Below are 19107 nucleotides of genomic sequence, written 5' to 3' on the forward strand. Positions count from 1 at the left end.
TTCACACATTTTTTTCATCACCCAGTAAAAATCAAATTCGATGATCTGGAGTATTTTCTAATTATTTTCTTGAGAAAATTATGGTTATTTCACAAAGTATTGCATGGTTTGTATGGTTGATTGCGTCTCTTTTCTATGCTTATCAGTACCTATTAAGAGTGATGCCTAATATAATGCTGGTGGATATTATGCAGCAATTCAACATAGACGCGGCTGTTTTTGGGCAATTTTCCGGCATTTATTATATTGGCTATTCCTTAATGCACTTACCTATCGGCATCATGCTCGACCGTTACGGCCCAAGAAAAGTCATGACTGGCTGTATTTTGCTTACCGTCATTGGTCTATTACCCATTATCTTTGCAAAACAGTGGCTGTATCCAATCCTAGGTCGTGCATTGATTGGCATAGGCTCTTCGGCGGCAATCCTTGGGGTATTCAAAATCATACGAATGACATTCACTGAACAGCGATTCACAAGAATGCTAAGCTTTTCGGTCACCATTGGCCTTGCCGGCGCTATTTATGGCGGAGGCCCTGTCAGTTATATGTGTGCTATTTGGGGTTACAAGACGGTGGTACAACTCTTTGCTGTCGTAGGCCTGGTGCTTGCCTGCATCACTTATTTTATTGTTCCTGATATTAAGTCAAATCACAAAGCAACGATTTTTGCTGATGTAAAAGCGGTTTTTACTAACCGCAGCGTGATGTTGGTTTGTTTCTCAGCAGGCATGATGGTGGGGCCTCTCGAGGGTTTTGCGGATGTATGGGGTTCGCAATTTTTAAAACATGTGTATGGCTTTGAAGCATCAACAGCGAACTACCTTCCTTCGATCATTTTTGTTGGTATGTGTTTTGGTGCACCTGTTTTAAGCCTTATTGCCGAAAAAACGGGTTATTATTTGGGAACCATTATTGGTGCTGCCAGTGCAATGTTCATCATTTTTACTTTATTAATCACAGGAGGATTGACAATCAACTGCATCGTCATCGATTTCATTCTCGTTGGTATTGGCTGTTCTTACCAAATTTTAGCCATTTATAAAGCATCGACCTACGTTTCAGAAAATATGGCAGGTCTCACCACCGCCGTTGCCAACATGATCATCATGAGCTTTGGTTATGCATTCCACAGTGTCATTGGGTTTATCATTCATACTTATGGCGGCCCCAGTGCAAGTCATTCCTTTGCTTATGGAATAAGCGTTATCCCCATTACTTTATTGCTGGGGATGATGGGTTTTCTCATTTTAGGTTTTCTAGATAAAACCATGTTCAGAACATTAACAGTTCATGTGAATAAACCTGCTGCTGTAGATTGAGCGTATTACGGCATGCGTTGTACAGCTATATTATTTAGCGCCAAGCTATAAAACTTCAATTCAAGAATGGAGGATAAAATGTCATTTGAAAATAAATTAGTCGCGATCATAAATAAAGACATTGAAATAGGCACCGCTATGAACGCTATTGCTCATATGACAATCGGACTTGGTGCTCAGCTCAATGCTGAGATTCTACGCTTGAATGATTATCAGGATAAAAACGGTAATATTTATCCTAATATCTCTCAAATGCCTTTTATTATTTTAAAAGGAAAATCAGGAGAAATCAGGAAAGCGCTCCACAATGCCAAAGAACTGAACATTAAACACGGTATATTTACTAATACCATGACAGGAGGAACTTACCGCGAACAACTCGAGACGACGTTCGTCACTCCGGAAGAACAGCTGATTTATTATGGAGCAGTGCTATTTGGTGAATGGAATCTTATCAGCCAAATCACCAAGAAATTTTCGCTGTATAAATAACGGGGAACTCTCATCATTTTTGAACAATCGGTTGGGAGGAATTAGAGATGTTTGGTGCATCCGGATTTTTGCAAATCATCGGAGGTTGCATGGATCGCGTTTCTCCTGATTTTGATTTTTGTTTTAATCATGAGATAAACCCCTGGCAGTATAAATAAGGTAAACAGTGTTCCCCACATAAACCACTAATTAAGATCATCCCTATTGCATGGCGCGATTCTGTACCTGCGTCATGCGATAAAACAAGAGGGATAGCACCAAACACCATAGCCCCGATGGTCATCAGCGCACTGGCCTCAACCGCAACACCACTGCTTTCTCCATTGCCTCGGCGAAGGAAGTGCCCTTCTGATGAAGCTGATTTGCAAATTCAACAATCATCCAATATCCACGGCGAAGTACTGCCCTTGACCGTTAAATGGTAAACAACGTCATCTTTTTCAAAAATCAACAATAACAGATAACAAGACCAAATATTTTTATTTAAAATCAAATGATTAAACAAAATAAAACCCATGAATCACCAAGTTGGCATAACTATTGCTTGTTCTAGAGAGAAAAAGCGGACAAATGAAATGTCCATGTTGTTAGCTTAAATGGAAAGAAAAAATCATGAGTATGACGAGTTCACCGATATCAAGAGCAGAAATTTCTGAAACCCTTGAAAAAATTAGAGCGCTCTCAAGCCAGAATAAGGCTTTGAACGCTAAAAGCGTTGCTGAAGCTACGGCCGGTACAGAAGAAGCGCAATTTAATCAAGTCCTATCTGTGGCAAAGAACTCTCTATCAGACATTAACAACCTGCAACATCAAACGGAATTACTAAAAACGGCCTATATTTCCGGCGATGCAAATGTATCCGTGTCTGAAGTCATGGCGGCAAAAATGAAATCAAGCATTGCTTTTGAAGGCTTGCTCGTTGTCCGGAATAAATTATTAGATGCGTATAAAGAAATTATGAATATGCCAATTTGATAGCAAGGTGATTGAGCATGGAAAAAAAATTTGAAAGCATCCTTGAAACCATTAAATCTCTGTTTGAATTTAACCTGACGCGCCGTTTATTCTTTTTAGCCGGTATCGCAATCAGCGTCACAATTGGTTTTAGCATGTATCAATGGATACAAGAGCCTATTTATCGCCCATTAAATTATCGAGTCAACGATCAAAATTTCGCTTCCATCATTGAGGTGTTAGAAAAATCATCCATAAAATATAAAGTAAATGACATCAATGGAACCATTTCCGTCCCGGCAAAGGATATTAATCTCGCTAAAATAAGACTATCTTCCGCAGGTATTGCGAAAGAAGATGGTTTTACCTTCTCATTTTTAAATGAGAAAAATAAATTTGGCTCCAGTAATTTCATAGACAATGCCCGCTACATTCGGGCTCTGGAAGCCGATTTGGCAAAAACAATCAGTTCCATTCAAGGCATTTCAAATGCCAAAGTACACATCGCCGTGCCCCAAAATAATATCTTTGCTAACAATCACGCGAAAACGACCGCCTCTATTATTATTAATCTAGCCCCCGGTTATGAAGAAGATAAAGAAAAAATCAGAGCCATCATTCAACTCGTCGCGGCCAGTGTTCCAAGTCTTGATCCCAAAGATGTTTCAATCACCGATCAATACGGCCATTACTTGTCTTCAATGTCTGACCAAGACTCCATGCTAAACCAAGAACATCTTAACTATCAAAATAATCTACAACGCTATTATGAAAAGCGAATCCAGTCTTTAATTTACCCAATGGTGGGCGAGAATAAAGCCAGTATTAGTGTCAATACAGAAATTGATTTTACACAAAAAGAAGAATCTAAAGAAGAATATGATCCTGAACATACGCCGCTGCGCAGTGAACAATCAGTAATGGAGCAAAACTCATCTACCGGTGCTGCAGGCGTTCCTGGTGCCCTATCCAATCAAGCGCCCAACAATAATAATAACGCCCAGAATCCTGCCGGACAACAGACAGGACAAAGTCGTAATGAACTTATAAAAAATTACGAGGTCAGCAAATCAACGCACTATGTCAAGGCAACCTCGCCTAAAATTAAACGAATCTCTGTCGCCGTCGTTCTTGACAATGAAATGGTTTATGATGAAGACGCTAAAAAGACGATCAGTAAACCACTTGATGAAGAAAAAATAAAGAAAATCACTGAATTAGTTAAATCGGCAGTGGGTTATCATGAGGAGAGGGGCGATACAGTGACGGTCATTAACAGCGGTTTTATCATTAAGCAACCCGTTTCTGAAAGCCGCGCTTGGTTCTGGGAAGAGCCTTGGTTTTGGGATTTATTTAAAAAATTATCTGGCATCATTTTAGGCTTTACCTTCTTATTTATCCTCTATCGCAAATTTTCCTCAGAATTAGTAAAGAATAAAAATCAGGGAACAAATCTCACCGATCCTAATGCTAAAAATTTTTCCATCACCCCCGAAATGCTTAAATTAAAAAACCAGCAGTTGCAAATTTTACAAGACATGGTCGACAAAGATCCGAATAAAGTCGTTGGAGTTATAAAAAAATGGATAGCCAAGTAACATGGATAAGCTAAAGAATGCCGCCATTATCCTTTTAGGAATGGGCGAAAAATGTGCGGCCGACATTTTAAAAAATCTGACGCAAAAGGAAGTCGAATCAATCATTGAAATCATGAATAATATCGGTGAAATTTCAGAATATGATGTGATTAAAGCCTTAAATGAATTTTTTAATGATACCAAAAAAACCACTGGAATTAACGTTACTTCCGGAACCTACATCCGCAATACGTTAGTATCGGCCGTAGGTTCGGACCGCGCCGCCTCCCTGATTGAGGGAACGCCCAACGCCGAAGGGTTAAAAGGATTCGAATTGCTCAAATGGCAACCCTTATACTTAATTGTCGATGCTTTAGAAGAAGAACATCCACAAATCATTACCGTTATTTTAATGTGCATGGACAGCGAGAAAGCCGCTGAAATTCTGAAATGGTTACCAAAAGATCTAAGCAAAAATGTCATCAAACGTATGACCAATCTAAGTCCAGTATCTCATTATGCCATGAATACACTTTCAGACTATTTAGAAGAACAGTTTACCTCCTCTGAAAAATACAAACGGATTACTTCCGATGGCATCAATATGGCTGCCAATATTATCTCTTATCTGGATAGCGACATTGAACATGAAATCATGTCGTATTTAACGGAAGAAAACAAAGACGTCTATGAAAAATTACAAGGAAAGCTGTTTCCATTTGAAAAATTGGCAAAAATGGATACAAAAAGTTTACAACTCCTGCTTTCTGAAGTCCCGCAAGAAGATTTGGTCTTGGCGTTGAAGGGTGCAGATAATGAATTAAGAAACGTATTTTTTAAAAATATATCAGCAAAAACCGTTGATCTTATAAAAGATGATTTAGAAGCCAGTGGTCCCGTAAAAATAGAAGATGTCCTTGCGGCACAGAAAAGAATGATTGAGCTGGCGAAACAATTAAGTGACGAGGAAAAAATCGTACTGCCCAGTGCAAAAACTAAAAACACCATCTTATAAGGTTAAAACATGAGCGAGTTTTACCATAACGAAAAGAACTTCAACGTTTGGCGATATCCAGACGTTGAAGAGAAATTAGACAGGGAACCTGTTTTACTGGAAACAAAAATACCAGTTGAAAATATTGAGCAGTCCGATGCCCAAAATGAACCCGAACCGCCTCCACCAAATCTTGAGTTAACGAAACGCCTGACTTATTTAGACGCCATTGCGCACGACTTGAATGCCTATGTCACTCAAATCGATCGTGAATTATTGATGTGCCTGGTTCGCGTCATAAAAAAAACAGTAAAAAAAATTATATTGAAAGAATTGCAACACGATGAATCATTACTTCCACAGATGATTGATGAAACCCTATCGCTGCTGAGTCAGCTTGAAGGATGCCAGCTTTATGTTTCTGAGAAAGATTACGCTTGTTTTACTGATAAGGAGATCATGCCGGCGCAAATTACCATTAAGACGGATAAAACACTCGAACCAGGTGATTTTATCATTAAATCAAAACATAATCAGATAGAAGCCATTTTATCAGATCGCCTCGATGCTCTTTTTGGAACTTGATTATGCAAACTAGTTATCGTTTAAAAGAATATCTTGCAAAACTTGAACACCTCAGCAAAGAAACCCAAGATATTATCGTCTATGGAACAGTAACCAAAATATCAAACTTTATGATAGAAGCTGTTGGTCTCGTTGCTGCAGTAGGTTCCATATGCAAGATTCATCTTGAAAATAAAAATAAGACCATTCTTGCCGAAGTCATTGGTTTTGCTCATGACATTACTTATCTCATGGCGTATGAAGAAACCATTGGCGTATTACCTGGAAATAAAATTAGTTTTTTTCAAAAATTTTTACACGTTCCCGTTGACCAGTCGTTACTTGGCCGGATTGTCAATGGTATTGGTGAACCCATTGATCATCAAGGCAAACTTGAAGCATCCCAATATTACCCTTTATATACTCCCACAATCAATCCTATCCAACGTACCCGCATCACGCATCCTCTTGACGTAGGGGTACGAGCCATTAATGCCTTAATGTCCGTAGGACAGGGGCAACGCATGGGAATTTTTGCCGGCAGTGGCGTTGGCAAAAGCATGTTGCTTGGCATGATCACTTGTTTTACCCAAGCAGACGTGGTGATTGTTGGTTTAATTGGTGAAAGAGGACGGGAAGTTAAAGAATTTATTGAGGAAAATATTGGGCCAGATAATTTAAAAAAAACCGTTATTATCGCAGCCCCTGTGGATACTTCCCCATTAATGCGAGCGAACGGTGCTTTAGTGGCAACCACGTTCGCAGAATATTATCGCGATCAGGGCCTGAATGTATTACTGATCATTGACTCTTTAACCCGTTATGCTCAGGCATTAAGACAAATCTATTTAACGTTGGGTGAACTTCCTTCCTCAAAAGGATTCTCTCCATCCGTATTTGCCAAAATTTCACAACTTGTTGAACGAACCGGCAATGGAACAGCACAGCAAGGTTCAATCACGTCTTTCTATACCATCCTCGTTGAAGGAGATGATATGAACGACCCAATCGCTGATCACGTGCGCTCTGTTCTTGACGGCCATATTGTTTTATCAAGACAATTAGCGGATGCGGGGCATTATCCGGCCATTGATATCAGTGCTTCCGTAAGTCGCACTATGATTTCGATTGTGGACGAAGCCCATATGGCCAACGTTCATCGATTTAAAAAATTGTACCATGCATACAGACAGAATCAGGATTTAATCAAAATGGGGATGTATCAGCCAGGATCAGATCCAGTCGTGGATGAATCGATGAGATATCATGAGAAAATGATTGATTTTCTAAAACAAGCGATTCATGAGCCCTCAAATTTTGCGACAGATACGGCCAGACTGATGGATTTATTTGAATGACAATCAGCCGTGATCCAAAACAACTGCAAACGATTATTAACGTTTTAGAATTAAAAAAAACAAAACTAGAACGCAAAATACATCAATTAAACGAAGCGATTCATCATAAAAATAATCTATTGCATACTTTTAAAAATTATTTACGTGAATATGAAGGTGCACAATATGAACATTCATTAAATGCAAAAATATTACAAAATCATCAATTATTTATGGGAAAAATTATCCATTTAATCCACAACGAGCAAAATGAAATAACTAAATTGGAAGCAACCAAAACAGAAGGCATTACAGAATGTAAGATGTGTCAAGGAAAGATTGAGGGGTTAAGACATATGCTGCAAAATGTGCAACATGAAGAAGTCAAAAGGATTAATCAACTTATAGAAACAGAATATCATGATTTATCAGTCATTAAGACAGGGAATAAGAAATGAGTGAATTATCCATTCTATCCGCGCTGCAACATGTATTGATGATTACCATGTTCGCCGTCTTTATCATCACCATGCCAACATTAATCGTTGGCGTTGTCATTTCTATTATTCAGGCCGCCACTCAAATTAACGAAATGACGATCACGTTTATTCCCAAATTGATGATCATGTTTGTCGTGCTGTTAACGCTTGTACCATGGTTACTAGAGCATCTCGTTTCCATGACGCAACAGTTTATGATTGATTTACCCAACTACATAAGATAACCATGATTAATGAACAATTCATCGCAGCCATTGGTCAATACGCCTCGATATTTGTTATTGTTTTGACAAGAATTGCCGCTACTTTTTCAGCCTTGATTTTTTTTAAACGTGAGGTTTTTCCGGCAAAAATTGCCGTTTTATTCTCAATGGCTCTAACAGTATTTATTTTGACGAATCACATCGACAAAATTCATATTGAACCCGGCTATTTTCCATTGTTGTTCAATTTAATCATTCAATTATTTCTGGGCTTTATCGTTGCTTTTATCATGAATTTGTTTATTGAAATATTTTTAAGCTTAGGTCAAATCATTTCAATGCAATCAGGAATGGGATTTGCTAATTTACTCGTCCCCCGGGTAGGACCTATTACACCTATATCCGAGTTTTTTATGATAACGGCCACCTTAATTTTCTTTGAACTCAATGGCCATTTGGTTTTAATCAAAATGATTGTTGAATCCTTTCAAACGGATTTTTTGCAATTCAATACCTTCAATCCTGAATTGTTTATCCAAATTTTACTATTTGCAAAAATTATATTCAGTGGCGCATTGATGCTCTCCCTATCGACGCTGATTGCCATATTATTATCAAATATTACTATCGCCGTTATGACTAAGTTCTCTCCACAGCTTAATATCTTCACGGTAGGCATTAATATTTCCATGCTTGTCTGTTTTTTTGCGCTCTACGTCAGTTTTGATTTAATCCTTGAAAACGGAAAAATTCTCCTAAATCAGTTTTTAGAATTTGTCCAGTATGTTGAAATACATGGAGCAAAAACATGAGTGAAGATACGCAAGATACGCAGGATAAGCAATTTAAGCCCACACTCAAACGGTTAAAAGAACTCAAGAAGAAAGGAAATTTTCTACGCTCAAAAGATATGGGGGGTGGAATCGTTCTGATAGCAGCGTTTATAAGCCTTATTTTAATGTCCAATGTGTTTATCCAAACCATTGAATCCAATTTCACCTCCAGCTTTACCAACATTAACAAAGTATCTTTATGGATTGAACAACCTGCCGCCTTATATAAACAATTAGCGTACAACAATTTTTTACTCCTTCTGCCATTCGCTGTTATTTTAGTTTTGGTTGTTTTTTTAGCCAATTTTGCCTTTGGCGGCTATGGATTTGCCATCGGTTTATTGAAATTCAAAGCAGAACGGATAAACCCTTTAAAGAATATGAAGCGAATTATCTCGCTCAATAATCTCATGGAATTATTCAAATCCATATTTAAGTTTCTGTTGTTCATTTTGATTCTTGTATTTTTTTTGCGAGCTAAGAATCATGAGTTATTCAACTTGATTAATCCCGATAAAAATCAAGCCTTATTCGATGGGTTTCAATTAGTAGAATACTACCTATTATTGCTGACTGCAGGCATTCTTCTGATTATGGCCATTGATATGGCATACAGCTATACAACCCATCATAAAAAGATCAAAATGACGTTTCAGGAAGTTAAGGATGAACAAAAAGAAACCGATGGCAGTCCAGAAATTAAGAAAAAAATTCGTTCGGCGCAATTAGCTCTATCCCGTCAGCGGTTGCATCAGAGCATCCCCTTAGCCACCGTTGTCATTACCAACCCAACACACTACTCGGTTGCTTTAAAATACAATGAAAAAGAAGACAAAGCACCTAAAATTATTGCTAAAGGCAAAGACAGAATCGCCTCGCAAATCCGTAAATTAGCAATAAAACATGGTGTCCCAATTTATGAAGCGCCGGAATTAGCAAGAGCAATCTATTTTACAGGGAAAATAGGCAGTTACATTCATCCAGAATTATATATGGCTGTAGCCATTGTACTGTCCTATCTTTATCAGATAAAACAATATCAAATGGGTATAGGAGAAATGCCCGCCTATGTTCAGGATTTGAATATCCCAAAAGAATTCCAGTATAAATAATTAGTATAAAATATCCGAGATCAATAAATGTTTGAACAACTTATTAATGGAAACTATTTAAAACAAGCCAGTTTAGGTTCTGCTTTTCTGGTCATTGCCATGCTGGTAATGGTCATCATACCCTTGCCACCATTGGCGCTTGATTTTTTATTCTCATTTAACATCACGGTTTCACTCATTATCCTAATGGTGAGCGTTTATGTCGTACGCCCACTTGAATTCAGTCTGTTTCCAACCGTTCTACTTATTGCCACCCTTCTTCGCCTGACGTTAAACATTGCCTCCACGCGAGTTGTGTTGTTGCATGGTCATGAAGGCCCACAAGCTGCTGGTGAAGTCATACGCGCATTTGGTGAGGTGGTTATTGGTGGTAACTTTATTGTTGGACTGATTGTGTTTGTTATTTTAATGATCATTAATTTCATCGTGGTCACTAAAGGGGCAGGCAGAATTTCCGAGGTCAGCGCGCGATTTACTCTTGATGCCATGCCAGGAAAACAAATGTCTATTGATGCTGATTTGAATGCTGGTGTTATCACGCAGGACGAAGCAAAAAAACGACGTCAGGATGTGATTCAAGAATCTGACTTTTACGGCTCCATGGATGGCGCCAGTAAATTTGTTCGCGGCGATGCCGTTGCCGGTTTGCTCATTTTATTAATTAATATGATTGGTGGGATCATTATTGGCGTCTTTCAAAACGGGATGACTTTGGATTCAGCCGTTACAACATTTTCTATATTAACCATTGGTGATGGACTTGTCGCTCAGATTCCTTCGTTGTTGTTATCCATTGCGGCAGCCATCATTGTAACGCGCGTTTCTAATGAACAGGATATGAGTCAACAGACATTAAGTCAGTTGTTCAGCAACCCTAAACCATTGATCGTCTCCGCCATGATTTTATTTAGTATCGCATTGATTCCCAATATGCCTCATGTGCCGCTCATGTCCTTCTCATTGCTGGTTCTCCTATCCGTCATGTATCTAAACAAAAAAAACGAAAAAAGCACAGCACTTCCGGCATCAGAAGGCACGCAAGCAGAAGCAGTAAATACCCCGATGGCAGACATTGATTGGAATGATGTGGTTTCTATTGATAGAATTGCATTGGAAATTGGCTATGGCCTTATCAATCTAGTTGGCATTAAAAAAGATGGTCAACTCATTGCAAGAATCAAGGGAATTCGCCGAAAAATTTCGCAAGATCTTGGATTTTTGATTCCAACCATCCACGTTAAAGATAATTTAAATCTCCCGCCAAACACCTACCGAATCTATCTAAAAGGCGTTGTCATTGCTGAGGCAACGGTATATCCTGATAAATTATTAGCGATTAATCCTGGACATATCAAAACACCACTCCATGGCATCCCAGGCAAAGATCCTACGTTTGATCTTGATGCTTATTGGATTACTGAAGAGCAGCGAGATTATGCCCAAAATGCAGGCTATACCATTGTTGATTTAAGTACCGTCATTGCCACAAACATCAACCAAGTGATTCGCAGCAATGCGGCTCACATTCTGGGCTATGATGAAGTGCAACAACTCATTAACCGTTTGACTGAAAACGAGCCAAGACTCGCTGAAACATTAAACTCCAGCGCTAATGGCATACCGTTGAACATCATATTTGGTATTCTGCAAAAGTTATTGCAGTCTGGCATTCCCATCCTTGATTTTCGAACAATTGCTGAAAAAATGGTGGATTCATGGTCCAAATCAAAAGATCAAGAGCAATTACTCGACGCTGTGCGAGTCGCTTTAAAACACCTTATCGTTTACAGCATTTGTGGTAATCAAAAAGAACTGCCTGTCGCAGTGATTGACAATGAATTGGCACAAATTTTGCTTAAATCTGTACAGGTAAATCAAAGCCTTGGTGAACGAATGATTATCTTGGAACCATCCCTCACAGAAAAAATCTACACAAAGCTACTGGAATACGTTCACAAGTGCGAACTTAATTCATACCCAGGAATTTTATTATTAACTAATGAGTTACGTCATCTTATCGAGAAATTATTTAAACCTAACATTCCTAACCTGCATTTCTTATCGTTTGCAGAAATACCGGAAGATAAACAACTAAAAATTATCGAAAGAATTGGTTAGGCTTAACATCAATAAAGGATTATGAGCATGAATAAGTCAGTGAGAGTCATATCAATAGCCGGTGGTAAAGGCGGGGTTGGCAAAACAACGCTTTCGGTAAATTTAGCCGTTGCACTAGCAAAACAAGGCAAGAAAATCTTATTATTTGATGCTGATTTAAGCTTGGCCAATGTCGATCTACTATTAGGCATAAGAGCAACCAAAACCATCCATGATGTATTAGCTGGTACTCATACGATTCGCGATATTTGTCTTACGGTTGCCCCAGGATTAAAAGTTATTCCCTCTGCATCCGGAATACAAAGTCTTGCTGATTTGAATCCGCGCCAAACCAGTGAACTCATTCGTTCATTCTCTGAATTGGACGACGAAGTTGATATGATGATTGTCGATATCGCCGCCGGAATATCGAATCAAGTGATCCATTTAACCAATGCTTCCCAATATATTGTCATTGTACTTTGCAATGAGCCTTCTTCTTTAACCGATGCTTACGCCATGATGAAAATTCTTTATCAGCGACATGGTCGTGCTCAATATGGCGTCGTCATCAATAAAAGCGCCAATGAAAAAGAAAGCCAGGACGTGTTTTTACGGTTTCAAAATGCGGCAACAAAATTTATAGACATTAACATTCAATATCTAGGATACATCCCTCACGACGATTATATCATATTTGCAAGTCGTGAAAAAAAATCTGTGGTTAACCATTATCCTCACTCAAAAGCCACTGCCGCTTTTCGACAATTATCAAATACCATCTTAAGTTGGCATCAAGACTCTCTCACTTTCGGAGGAATCCAATATTTTCTTGAGCGGTTTGTTCAATGCAGTGAAGCGTAATGGAGAAAAAGGCCATGCAACGTATTAATTCTTACTTGCATGTTGAACAACAGACTGATATGACTGATTTTGTCAGTCAACACGCTATTCTAATAAAAAAAATTGCTCTTCATATTAAAGCCACGTTACCGCCCCACATTGAGTTAGACGATTTATTGCAATCAGGCTTGATTGGCTTATTGGAGGCCAAAGCCAATTTTTCCCCGGAAAAAGGGGCATCCTTTACCACCTATGCTGCGATAAAAATACGCGGCGCGATTATTGATGAGCTGCGAAAAAACTCAGGAATAACACGTGATATCGGGCAAAATATGAAACGAATCGCGGAAGCGATCACTAAAATTGAGAATAGCATGCAGCATAATCATCCCATTATTTCAGCAAAAATGATTGCAGAAGAAATGGGTATTTCGCTGGAAAAATATGAGCAAATGGAAGCAGAAATAAATACTTATAAATCCATTTCCACCCCTGACACAGAACTCATTGAAGAGCTGCCAAGCACTGATTTTATTGATCCCTCAACCCTGGTTGAGAATGACGATATCCGTAAATTAGTTAAGAAAATGATTCTGATGCTCCCACAACGCGAACAAATCATTTTAGCTTTATATTATAATGAACAGCTTAATTTTAAAGAAATAGCAAGCGTCCTTAATTTAACTGAAGCACGAATTTCACAGCTGCACCAACAATGCCTCATTAAAATTAAAAAACGCTGCAATGAACATATGGGTAAATGATGGTCATCCAAGCAAAACTTATGGCCATACTGTTATTGATAAGCATGAATAGTTTTGGTCAAACCTGGTATGGGCAAAATTTATGTAAGCAGGCAGATTATCATTGCATTAAAGCAAAAAGAGGGGATAGCTGGGGAACGTTATTCCCTAATACAGAAAAAAGAGACCTCATACGCCGAATTAATCGCATGAATATTTTTTTACAACCCGGTATGGTAATTGCTGTTCCAAATAATCTTAACAATCTAACGATCTATGATGTTTCTCCCTTTCCTCGTTACATCGAATCTGACGGAGAAAAATCCATTTATGTTGATTTGCATAAGCTGGCATGGGCTGCTTATGATGTGGATGGAAAACTGTTATGGTGGGGCCCAATTTCTCCAGGCGCTGGTCAAATATCCAAGTATCCCAATGCACCCACAACGCCCACAGGAACCTTTCATATTTTTCGCAAACAAGGCGCAGACTGCATATCCAATTCTTTTCCTCAACGCATCGATGGTGATAATGGTGGCGCCAAAATGCCATTTTGCATGCATTTTTACCGTGGATATGCACTCCATGGCAGTGTTGAATTGCCAGGATATGCTGCAAGTGAAGGCTGCCTTCGATTGTTCATTGAAGACGCCCAGTGGTTAAATGAACGATTTGTTGATCTTCCTTCCGCCAATAAGAAGGGAACACGAGTGGTTGTTTATGCGCAAGGAAATCCGTTTGGCATTAAAATGCCTACTCAATGAATAGGATAAACACAAGATAAGGAGAAAAAAATGAGGATGTGGGCGATGTTATTGATGTTTTTTGTGGGATCCGCATTCTCACAGGACCTGATTACAAAAGTCATTAATTTGCATTATCGCCAAGCTAATGAAGTGACTCCTTATCTACAACCATTATTGAAACCAGGAGAGTCTGTCAATGGCACCGGGACATCCCTCATTGTCAACGTCAGCCCGGATACCTTAACGCGTCTGCGAGTAGTGCTCAATAGCCTCGATAAACCTCCCGTCACCTTTGAGATCAGCATCCATCAAGATGCAGCAGATTGGTTGGATAATCAAGATGACGATGATAATGTCTATGCAACCTCTTCTGGGGCAATCGCCAAAAATGATCAATCCGTTCAAGTGAGTAACGGTGAATCCGCACTCATCACCACAGGCAGCACACGGCCCGTATTAAGCTCAGTTTCTGGAGGAATTTGGCCTGGTGTCAGCTATCAGCAGCAAGCTGTTAAGCAAGGATTTTTAATTGAACCCTTACTGCAAGGCAAGAATGTAAAGATCAAGATTCGCCGCCTTCGTGGGGAAGTCAATCAAGTTAATCAGGAACAAACAACCAATCAACAGCTTGACACAACCACCATCATTCCTTTGAACCAATGGGTCAAACTCGGCTCAGCGGAGCAAAGCCAAATGGACTCAGACAGTGATACAATAAGCTATCAAGCAGGTAATACATTTTCAGCCGACTCAACACTATTTATACGAGTGCGAGTCATTCAATGAACGAACGTCAGACAATAAGGCAAAACAAACTATTTTGCGAAATAACGATTCGCCGGAAAAACGGTCTTAGAGCTTGTTAACAAATTCTACTAACCTCCCTTTTAAAAAAAGGAGGATTTAAGAAGTCGATTTATGCAGCAACAACTATTTTAATTGAAGCTAACCTCATAAAAAATCTTTATTTTTCTATAAATTGACAATAAAAAAAAGGGCTGTTAATCTGAATTAGCGGATTGATTGATTTAATATGGACATATGGTAGACATTATTTATGACAGAGGTAAACAAACACCTGTTTCTTCATGATTCATGTACTTCCTGTAATTACTTGCAACATTCTTTTTATTTGTTAAAAATTCCTGTTCACACATTAACGCCATCGGAAGGAAAGTCATTACAACTTAACGCACCCCATAAAGGCATTATTTTTCTTTGCGAGCATACTTTATCAATGTTCAATCAATCGCCTGAGCTGCAGAATCAGACGTTTTCTGAGAGTCAGCTCATTGTTGCTGTACAAAATCCAACCCGAATCACCCCCGGATTTCCCTACACCGCTATAAAAACACCTTTTTCAATCTATGAATTGAATTCAGCATTACTGGCAGCAAAAGAACAAGCCGACGAATATTACAATTTTCATCCCAAGCTAGACACTTTAGTAGGCAACAGCAAGCTCATTAACAAGCTCAAATTAATGATAATTCAGGTTGCCCCATTTAATACAAGCGTGTTAATTCAGGGGGAATCTGGTGTAGGGAAAGATGTGGTCGCCAATTGTATCCATCAATTATCGGTAAGAAAAAACAAAGCCTTTGTGCCCGTTAATTGTGGCGCAATACCCAGTGAGTTAATGGAAAGTGAACTGTTTGGACACGAAAAAGGAGCATTTACGGGTGCTTATTGTCGAAAACAAGGGCGCTTTGAAATGGCCAGTCATGGTACACTTTTCTTAGATGAAATTGGCGACATGCCATTTTCCATGCAAGTAAAATTGCTGCGTGTTATCCAGGAGAATAAAATTGAGCGCGTAGGCGGCAGCACATCCATTGATGTGGATGTGCGCTTGATTGCCGCAACCAATAAAAACATTGAACATGAAATTCTGGAGAATCGTTTCCGGGAAGATTTGTATTATCGCCTCAATGTATTTCCTATCTACGTTCCCAGCCTGCGCGAACATCCTGAGGATTTACCCTTATTAATTGAAAATCATTTGCAGAAAATCCAGTCAAGACTGCAAAAAAATATCTCATTAGCTAACGATACGCTTGAACTTTTAACGCATTATGAGTGGCCGGGAAATATCAGGGAACTTGCCAACTTCCTGGAACGTATGGTTGTTCTCTATCCAGACCAAGTGCTTACACCCGATCTTATCGATGAAAAATACAAAGTAAAAATCAAAAAAAGTCGTGGTCGGTCAAAACAACATGCATTTAAGGAAGGTCATAATCTTGAAGCTGTTTTTTAGCAAACCGATGGTTGTTTATAAACGAGGCATCTCGATAAACCATTTATTCTGCATCATGAGAGGCTGTCTGTGCGATATGGTTGTTTTCATTCGCCAGAAGCGAGTGTGGGTATTGCTGCTTGCTTTATGGTCACACAACATACAAACACACGCTGATGAATGGCAAGAATCCGGCACCATTGAAGCTCTAGTAAAAACGTACGTCACGCAAAATATCGAGCTTCGTCCAGATGAAACGCTTGAGGTACGATTTAACCAACTTGATCCCAACAGTAAATTACTGTCCTGCTCAAAAAAAATCGATATTAGCTTTGCACAAGGCTCAACCCCAATGCAGGCAAACGCTGTGGTTTTAAAGTGTATGGAACCTTCCAGCTGGAATCTGATCGTACCGATTTCAATACAAATTTACACGAAAGTCATCGTTGCAGCTCGTAATCTTGCAGCAGGCGACATCATCACTGAAGAAGACATTGTTTACGAAGCACAAGATAAAAATCGATTATTTGATGGCTATTTTAAAAACGCTGATGAAATCATCGGTTTGGCAGCCACACGTTCAATCACCGCTGGTGCGAGATTTACCAAAAAAAATATAAAACCGGTCGCCTTAGTAAAAAGAAATCGACCAGTTACTCTAGAATTACGACACGGCACTATTCAAGTTGACATGGTTGGCATTGCAAAATCGGATGGTTATCTCGATCAAGCCGTAAAAATTTTAAATCCTTCTTCAAAAAAAATAGTAGATGCAATCGTTATCGGCAAAGACAGGGCTAAAATTATTACATAATAAGTGGTTGATGTTTTTAACAACTGCTAATAGAACAAGAGTTATTATCATGCTGGTTATTGTTGGTTATTTAATCATCCTGTTTTCCGTGTTTGGCGGATTTGCCATGGCCGGCGGACATCTCTACGCGCTCCTGCAACCCATTGAACTTCTTATGATTGGTGGCGCAGCACTTGGCGCCTTTGTTGCAGCCAATAATGCAAAAACCATTAAAACAACGTTTAAAGCCGTATTTTCCACCATCACCAGCTTTCATTACTCTAAGACATTTTATGTGCAATTATTATCATTATTGTATGAACTGGTGAATAAAATTAAACGTGATGGCGTCTTATCCATTGAAGCGGATATAGAAAATTATAGAGAAAGTGCAATTTTCAGCATTTATCCCCTCATTCAAAAAGAAGATCAAATCATGGAGTTTCTATGCGATTACCTGCGATTAATTATTACCGGGCGGGTCGATGTGCATCAATTAGAAAATTTAATGGAACAAGACATTGAAACATTTGAATGTGAAAAAGAGCAGCCCATTCATGCCATTAATAAGGTCTCCGACGCTCTTCCAGCCTTTGGTATTGTTGCCGCCGTTATGGGCGTAGTTCATACGATGGGTTCGGTTGGAATTCCACCTGAAGAATTGGGAGAGCGCATCGCGCAAGCCATGGTGGGAACTTTTTTAGGGGTGTTGCTCAGTTACGGATTTACAGCACCCCTTGCTGCCTTACTTGAGCACAAAATGAAAGCCACGCTTAAAATATTAAATGCAATTGAAGTTGTTCTGCTTGCCACCGTCAATCAGTTTGCTCCCACCATTGCGGTAGAATTCGGCCGAAAAGTCATTTATTCCACCGACCGACCCAACGGCAAAGAATTGGAAGACATCATTAAAGACATCAAGATCAAAAAATCAGGTCCGCAGAATGAGTGAACAGGGAAATAAAATCGTTATCATTAAACGGATAAAAAAAAATAAAGCACCTCATCATGGCGGCGCCTGGAAAATTGCCTACGCTGATTTCGTAACAGCGATGATGGCTTTTTTTATGCTGATGTGGCTACTTTCTTTACTCAATAAATATGAGCTCGAAGGCATTGCTGAATATTTTAAAAAACCTCTGGTTGGAACACACGCAAACAAAAAAGATAAAATATCTCCAGAAAAAATTGAAGATACTTTACCTGAAGAATATGAAGAAGAAGAAAAAAACTCATCAAATCAGGAAACTACCCCCAAAGATACCTCACTTGAGGAAATCAAGAAAAATCTAGAGGAATCGTTATCAAAAAACGAAGAGATAAAACATTTTTCTGACCAGCTTAATTTCGAAGTGACCGAAGATGGTTTAAAAGTTGATTTGCATGAACTGGAAAATAAGGCAATGTTCCAAATAGGCAAATCGGATTTTAACGATCATGCCAAGCGTATTATTCAATGGCTAAGTAAAGAATTGAACAACACCTCTCATAAAATTGTGATTATCGGCCACACAGACTCTTATCAGTTTAAAAACGATGGCCGCTACACCAACTGGGAACTTTCTGCCGACCGAGCCAATTCCATGCGTAAACTTCTGATACAATATGGCATGAGCTCTGATAAAATCATTCGCATTCAGGGAGCTGCGAATACCGATTTACTCGACAAAACAAATGGCGATGCCCCTAAAAATCGCCGAATTGAAATTATTATTTTAACGGACCGTGCAGCAACAAAACTTACGAATTGAGTAAAAG

General features: G+C 39.0%; 20 protein-coding genes and 1 pseudogene. 20 read left to right on the plus strand and 1 reads right to left on the minus strand.

The genetic code is table 11. The features are described from left to right. The first annotated feature begins 80 nt into the window (after positions 1 to 80). Both E1O52_RS11475 and E1O52_RS11480 read left to right on the plus strand, forming a co-directional pair. Positions 81 to 1322, plus strand: a complete 1242-nt coding sequence (locus E1O52_RS11475) for an MFS transporter (RefSeq protein ID WP_133128852.1) — start codon at positions 81 to 83, stop codon at positions 1320 to 1322. Between the two features lie 78 nt (positions 1323 to 1400). Beyond that, positions 1401 to 1814 carry a DUF2000 domain-containing protein gene (locus tag E1O52_RS11480; RefSeq protein WP_133128853.1) on the plus strand — a complete coding sequence of 138 codons (414 nt, stop codon included), beginning with the start codon at positions 1401 to 1403 and terminating at the stop codon, positions 1812 to 1814. Positions 1815 to 1855: 41 nt separating this feature from the next. Here E1O52_RS11480 and E1O52_RS11485 read toward each other — a convergent pair. Further along, positions 1856 to 2195, minus strand: a pseudogene (locus E1O52_RS11485) (efflux RND transporter permease subunit); the annotation flags it as partial. A 231-nt stretch (positions 2196 to 2426) separates the two neighbouring features. Between E1O52_RS11485 and fliE the strand changes: the two are divergent. The 18 genes from fliE (at position 2427) to E1O52_RS11575 (ending at position 19100) form a co-directional block, all read left to right on the plus strand. Continuing rightward, a complete protein-coding gene (gene fliE, locus E1O52_RS11490) occupies positions 2427 to 2789 on the plus strand; it encodes a flagellar hook-basal body complex protein FliE (RefSeq protein WP_133128854.1) in 363 nt (120 codons plus the stop codon). A 17-nt stretch (positions 2790 to 2806) separates the two neighbouring features. Continuing rightward, complete coding sequence (gene fliF / locus E1O52_RS11495) at positions 2807 to 4366, plus strand: flagellar basal-body MS-ring/collar protein FliF (protein ID WP_133128855.1); 1560 nt, start codon at positions 2807 to 2809, stop codon at positions 4364 to 4366. A 1-nt stretch (position 4367) separates the two neighbouring features. Then, positions 4368 to 5360: a flagellar motor switch protein FliG gene (locus tag E1O52_RS11500; protein WP_133128856.1), complete on the plus strand. Its 993-nt coding sequence runs from the start codon at positions 4368 to 4370 to the stop codon at positions 5358 to 5360. A 9-nt stretch (positions 5361 to 5369) separates the two neighbouring features. Continuing rightward, positions 5370 to 5924, plus strand: a complete 555-nt coding sequence (locus E1O52_RS11505) for a FliH/SctL family protein (protein ID WP_133128857.1) — start codon at positions 5370 to 5372, stop codon at positions 5922 to 5924. Between the two features lie 2 nt (positions 5925 to 5926). Further along, entirely contained in the window at positions 5927 to 7261 is a 1335-nt protein-coding gene (locus E1O52_RS11510) for a FliI/YscN family ATPase (RefSeq protein WP_133128858.1), read from the plus strand. Next, on the plus strand, positions 7258 to 7698 hold the full coding sequence (locus E1O52_RS11515) for a hypothetical protein (protein ID WP_133128859.1): 441 nt from the start codon (positions 7258 to 7260) through the stop codon (positions 7696 to 7698). The genes E1O52_RS11510 and E1O52_RS11515 overlap by 4 nt, the downstream gene beginning before the upstream one ends. Next, positions 7695 to 7964 (plus strand): flagellar biosynthetic protein FliQ, encoded by a 270-nt coding sequence (locus tag E1O52_RS11520; protein WP_133128860.1) that lies wholly within the window; start codon positions 7695 to 7697, stop codon positions 7962 to 7964. The genes E1O52_RS11515 and E1O52_RS11520 overlap by 4 nt, the downstream gene beginning before the upstream one ends. Before the next feature lie 2 nt (positions 7965 to 7966). Continuing rightward, positions 7967 to 8755 carry a flagellar biosynthetic protein FliR gene (locus tag E1O52_RS11525; protein WP_133128861.1) on the plus strand — a complete coding sequence of 263 codons (789 nt, stop codon included), beginning with the start codon at positions 7967 to 7969 and terminating at the stop codon, positions 8753 to 8755. Then, entirely contained in the window at positions 8752 to 9888 is a 1137-nt protein-coding gene (locus tag E1O52_RS11530; protein ID WP_133128862.1) for an EscU/YscU/HrcU family type III secretion system export apparatus switch protein, read from the plus strand. The genes E1O52_RS11525 and E1O52_RS11530 overlap by 4 nt, the downstream gene beginning before the upstream one ends. A gap of 27 nt (positions 9889 to 9915) precedes the next feature. Beyond that, a complete protein-coding gene (gene flhA, locus E1O52_RS11535; RefSeq protein ID WP_133128863.1) occupies positions 9916 to 12006 on the plus strand; it encodes a flagellar biosynthesis protein FlhA in 2091 nt (696 codons plus the stop codon). A gap of 27 nt (positions 12007 to 12033) precedes the next feature. Then, positions 12034 to 12849 carry a MinD/ParA family ATP-binding protein gene (locus tag E1O52_RS11540; RefSeq protein ID WP_165474807.1) on the plus strand — a complete coding sequence of 272 codons (816 nt, stop codon included), beginning with the start codon at positions 12034 to 12036 and terminating at the stop codon, positions 12847 to 12849. 14 nt (positions 12850 to 12863) lie between these two features. Further along, positions 12864 to 13592 carry an RNA polymerase sigma factor FliA gene (fliA, locus tag E1O52_RS11545; RefSeq protein WP_165474808.1) on the plus strand — a complete coding sequence of 243 codons (729 nt, stop codon included), beginning with the start codon at positions 12864 to 12866 and terminating at the stop codon, positions 13590 to 13592. 20 nt (positions 13593 to 13612) lie between these two features. Continuing rightward, on the plus strand, positions 13613 to 14335 hold the full coding sequence (locus E1O52_RS11550; protein ID WP_242602240.1) for a L,D-transpeptidase: 723 nt from the start codon (positions 13613 to 13615) through the stop codon (positions 14333 to 14335). Between the two features lie 30 nt (positions 14336 to 14365). Then, positions 14366 to 15103, plus strand: coding sequence for a type II/III secretion system protein (locus E1O52_RS11555; RefSeq protein ID WP_133128867.1), 738 nt, complete (start codon positions 14366 to 14368; stop codon positions 15101 to 15103). A 271-nt stretch (positions 15104 to 15374) separates the two neighbouring features. Next, the gene (locus tag E1O52_RS11560) at positions 15375 to 16577 is read left to right on the plus strand and encodes a sigma-54 interaction domain-containing protein (RefSeq protein WP_133128868.1); all 1203 of its coding nucleotides are present in this window, start codon (positions 15375 to 15377) and stop codon (positions 16575 to 16577) included. After that, positions 16561 to 17370 carry a flagellar basal body P-ring formation chaperone FlgA gene (gene flgA / locus E1O52_RS11565; RefSeq protein WP_165474810.1) on the plus strand — a complete coding sequence of 270 codons (810 nt, stop codon included), beginning with the start codon at positions 16561 to 16563 and terminating at the stop codon, positions 17368 to 17370. Before E1O52_RS11560 ends, flgA begins: the two co-directional genes overlap by 17 nt. Positions 17371 to 17419: 49 nt before the next feature. Next, the gene (gene motA / locus E1O52_RS11570; protein ID WP_133128870.1) at positions 17420 to 18301 is read left to right on the plus strand and encodes a flagellar motor stator protein MotA; all 882 of its coding nucleotides are present in this window, start codon (positions 17420 to 17422) and stop codon (positions 18299 to 18301) included. Then, entirely contained in the window at positions 18294 to 19100 is an 807-nt protein-coding gene (locus E1O52_RS11575) for a flagellar motor protein MotB (RefSeq protein ID WP_133128871.1), read from the plus strand. Before motA ends, E1O52_RS11575 begins: the two co-directional genes overlap by 8 nt. Positions 19101 to 19107 lie beyond the last annotated feature (7 nt).

This window comes from Legionella nagasakiensis (assembly GCF_900639915.1).
Lineage (GTDB): Bacteria > Pseudomonadota > Gammaproteobacteria > Legionellales > Legionellaceae > Legionella_A > Legionella_A nagasakiensis.

What these genes read in the sequence shown, in the direction of transcription:
- E1O52_RS11530 (WP_133128862.1), top strand. Translation starts at nt 8,752, where the DNA reads ATGAGTGAAGATACGCAAGATACGCAGGATAAGCAATTTAAGCCCACA.
- E1O52_RS11500 (WP_133128856.1), top strand. Translation starts at nt 4,368, where the DNA reads ATGGATAAGCTAAAGAATGCCGCCATTATCCTTTTAGGAATGGGCGAA.
- E1O52_RS11560 (WP_133128868.1), top strand. Translation starts at nt 15,375, where the DNA reads ATGACAGAGGTAAACAAACACCTGTTTCTTCATGATTCATGTACTTCC.
- E1O52_RS11515 (WP_133128859.1), top strand. Translation starts at nt 7,258, where the DNA reads ATGACAATCAGCCGTGATCCAAAACAACTGCAAACGATTATTAACGTT.
- E1O52_RS11510 (WP_133128858.1), top strand. Translation starts at nt 5,927, where the DNA reads ATGCAAACTAGTTATCGTTTAAAAGAATATCTTGCAAAACTTGAACAC.
- flhA (WP_133128863.1), top strand. Translation starts at nt 9,916, where the DNA reads ATGTTTGAACAACTTATTAATGGAAACTATTTAAAACAAGCCAGTTTA.
- E1O52_RS11520 (WP_133128860.1), top strand. Translation starts at nt 7,695, where the DNA reads ATGAGTGAATTATCCATTCTATCCGCGCTGCAACATGTATTGATGATT.
- E1O52_RS11555 (WP_133128867.1), top strand. Translation starts at nt 14,366, where the DNA reads ATGAGGATGTGGGCGATGTTATTGATGTTTTTTGTGGGATCCGCATTC.
- E1O52_RS11480 (WP_133128853.1), top strand. Translation starts at nt 1,401, where the DNA reads ATGTCATTTGAAAATAAATTAGTCGCGATCATAAATAAAGACATTGAA.
- motA (WP_133128870.1), top strand. Translation starts at nt 17,420, where the DNA reads ATGCTGGTTATTGTTGGTTATTTAATCATCCTGTTTTCCGTGTTTGGC.
- fliF (WP_133128855.1), top strand. Translation starts at nt 2,807, where the DNA reads ATGGAAAAAAAATTTGAAAGCATCCTTGAAACCATTAAATCTCTGTTT.
- E1O52_RS11550 (WP_242602240.1), top strand. Translation starts at nt 13,613, where the DNA reads ATGGCCATACTGTTATTGATAAGCATGAATAGTTTTGGTCAAACCTGG.
- E1O52_RS11475 (WP_133128852.1), top strand. Translation starts at nt 81, where the DNA reads ATGGTTATTTCACAAAGTATTGCATGGTTTGTATGGTTGATTGCGTCT.
- fliE (WP_133128854.1), top strand. Translation starts at nt 2,427, where the DNA reads ATGAGTATGACGAGTTCACCGATATCAAGAGCAGAAATTTCTGAAACC.
- E1O52_RS11505 (WP_133128857.1), top strand. Translation starts at nt 5,370, where the DNA reads ATGAGCGAGTTTTACCATAACGAAAAGAACTTCAACGTTTGGCGATAT.
- E1O52_RS11540 (WP_165474807.1), top strand. Translation starts at nt 12,034, where the DNA reads ATGAATAAGTCAGTGAGAGTCATATCAATAGCCGGTGGTAAAGGCGGG.
- E1O52_RS11525 (WP_133128861.1), top strand. Translation starts at nt 7,967, where the DNA reads ATGATTAATGAACAATTCATCGCAGCCATTGGTCAATACGCCTCGATA.
- E1O52_RS11575 (WP_133128871.1), top strand. Translation starts at nt 18,294, where the DNA reads ATGAGTGAACAGGGAAATAAAATCGTTATCATTAAACGGATAAAAAAA.
- fliA (WP_165474808.1), top strand. Translation starts at nt 12,864, where the DNA reads ATGCAACGTATTAATTCTTACTTGCATGTTGAACAACAGACTGATATG.